Genomic DNA, 2,153 nt, shown 5'->3' on the forward strand with positions numbered 1-2,153 from the left:
GGAATGATCCCGCACGGTTTTTTACGCTTATTCTGCTACTTTTACAAGCTGTTTTCCTAAGTTTGCTCCTTCAAATAAACCAAGGAACGCTTCAGGTACATTTTCAAAACCTTCTACAACGTTTTCGCTGTACTTGATTTTCCCTTGCTGCACCCATTCCCCTAACTGCTTAATGCCTTCAGGGAATTTGTCTGCATAGTCGGCTACGATAAAGCCTTTCATTAACGCACTGTTAATTAATAAAGGTGTTTGAACACGCGGTCCAACATCTTGTTTTTCTAAGTTATACAGTGAAATYTGGCCGCAAAGCGGAATGCGCGCAAATTTATTTAATAAGCTAACAACTGCATCTGAAATCTCTCCACCGACGTTTTCAAAGTAAACATCAACGCCATTAGGACACGCTTCTTTCAACGCTTCTTTTACATTTCCTTTTTTATAATTAATCACTTCATCAAATCCGAGCTCATCTTTTAAATAAGCAATTTTATCTTCAGAACCTGCGATGCCGACAACACGTGCGCCTTTAATTTTAGCGATTTGACCAACAACAGATCCAACAGCACCTGCTGCACCGGAAACGACTACTGTTTCGCCCTCTCTTGGCTGACCGATTTCAAGCAGTCCAAAGTAAGCTGTGAGACCAGGCATACCAAGAACGCCGATAGCCGTTGTAATTGGCGCTAGCTCTGGATCAACTTTCTGTAAGTTTTTTGCTTCTGTAGCTGAATAGCGTTTCCAAGGAAGCATACCCGTTACGATATCGCCTTCTTTAAAGCGATCTGATTTTGATTCCGTTACGCGTGCTACAATGCCGCCTGCAAGCGGTGCGTTTAGCTCAAATGGAGGAACATATGATTTTGTATCGTTCATGYGTCCTCTCATATACGGATCAACAGAAAGGTACAGTGTTTGAACAAGTACCTCGCCTTCTTTCGCTGTAGGCATTTCAATTTTTTCGTATTTAAACGTATCTTTTGTTGGCATTCCCTTTGGGCGTTCTGCTAATAAAATTTGTTCATTCATCGATATCGCTCCTTTTTATTTCTCTGTTTTTTGTAAAATGTGCTAAACTTACCTTTGTTATTTTAAATTATATATTGTGCACAACGCAAAAAATATGATTGTGCAATAACACCGAAGGAGAAAAAGACATGGAGCTAATTCGCTGTAAAGAAGATGTTGTTAAAAAACTAAACGAGTTTGTTGAAGTAATTCCCCCCGTTATTTTGTTTAAAAAAGGCAATATGTATCCGATTAAAATGGATATCAACTACAACTGGATTGCCACAGACGAACAAGGTCATGAGCATATTGTCGCTTCAAACACAAAGAATGTGCAGGACGACTACTGGTTTAGCTACCATTTTGACTTATATTAAGGAGTTTCCCGGATTTACTCTTCGTAAACGTTATATAAATAAAGTGTTGCATTAATAAAAACAGCGTGCGAATTCCGGCGCTGTTTTTATGTAATAATTAGAGTATCTCAAGCACGTGTTTGAAGCTTTGATCATGTTCCATTTTCTGCATCGATATCYACTTAAGATTATGTTACAATCACGGTAAAGTAATTTATGATTGATAGAATAAAAGCTAGAGCTTGAAAAATTCGAGGTGGATTATGCAAGGTAAAGTTGTATATAAAGAAGGATTTTCAGTGATAGGCATAGCAAAAAACGGAGAGTATCAAAAAGAGAATCTTTTGAAGCAAATACTTAAAGAAAAAGAAATGATTAGCTCTTCAAAAGAACCTCATATGGTTACAGGCATTTGCATGGCTCCGAAAAAAGAAAATTATTTTTATATTGCAGGGACAGAAGTGGCTGATACGGCTTTTATTCCAAACGGTATGAGCGTTCATACGTTTCCTTCGTTTACATACCTGCAGTTTAAACACAGAGGTCCCATTACATCGCTCGGGTCGACGTACAACAGCATCTGGAATGAATGGCTGCCGAACTCTCCTTACAGCATGATTGAAGGTCCAGCTCTTGAAATTGTAAATACAGCTATACACAGCAATTTATATAGTGATACATATGAAATGGATATTTATATTCCCATAAAGCTGGGACAATAAAAAAGGTGAACTTACGTTCACCTTTTTCCTATTTTTGCAGCTGTTTATATAAATGATAAAGAGTAAAAAC

General features: G+C 37.9%; 3 protein-coding genes. 2 read left to right on the forward strand and 1 reads right to left on the reverse strand.

Going from position 1 to position 2,153, the window contains the following annotated elements:
- Positions 1 to 27: 27 nt before the first annotated feature.
- On the reverse strand, positions 28 to 1,026 hold the full coding sequence (locus tag AC1DRF_RS24435; protein WP_477741916.1) for an NADP-dependent oxidoreductase: 999 nt from the start codon (positions 1,024 to 1,026) through the stop codon (positions 28 to 30).
- A gap of 128 nt (positions 1,027 to 1,154) precedes the next feature.
- Here AC1DRF_RS24435 and AC1DRF_RS24440 point away from each other — a divergent pair, with 128 nt between their 5' ends.
- Positions 1,155 to 1,382, forward strand: coding sequence for a hypothetical protein (locus AC1DRF_RS24440; RefSeq protein ID WP_427075966.1), 228 nt, complete (start codon positions 1,155 to 1,157; stop codon positions 1,380 to 1,382).
- A gap of 221 nt (positions 1,383 to 1,603) precedes the next feature.
- A complete protein-coding gene (locus tag AC1DRF_RS24445; RefSeq protein WP_347395757.1) occupies positions 1,604 to 2,083 on the forward strand; it encodes a GyrI-like domain-containing protein in 480 nt (159 codons plus the stop codon).
- Positions 2,084 to 2,153: the final 70 nt, after the last annotated feature.

It is taken from the genome of Priestia sp. P5_B4, from assembly GCF_056400385.1.

Excerpts from the sequence above, each read along its gene's own strand:
- AC1DRF_RS24440 (WP_427075966.1), top strand. The coding sequence starts at position 1,155 with ATGGAGCTAATTCGCTGTAAAGAAGATGTTGTTAAAAAACTAAACGAG.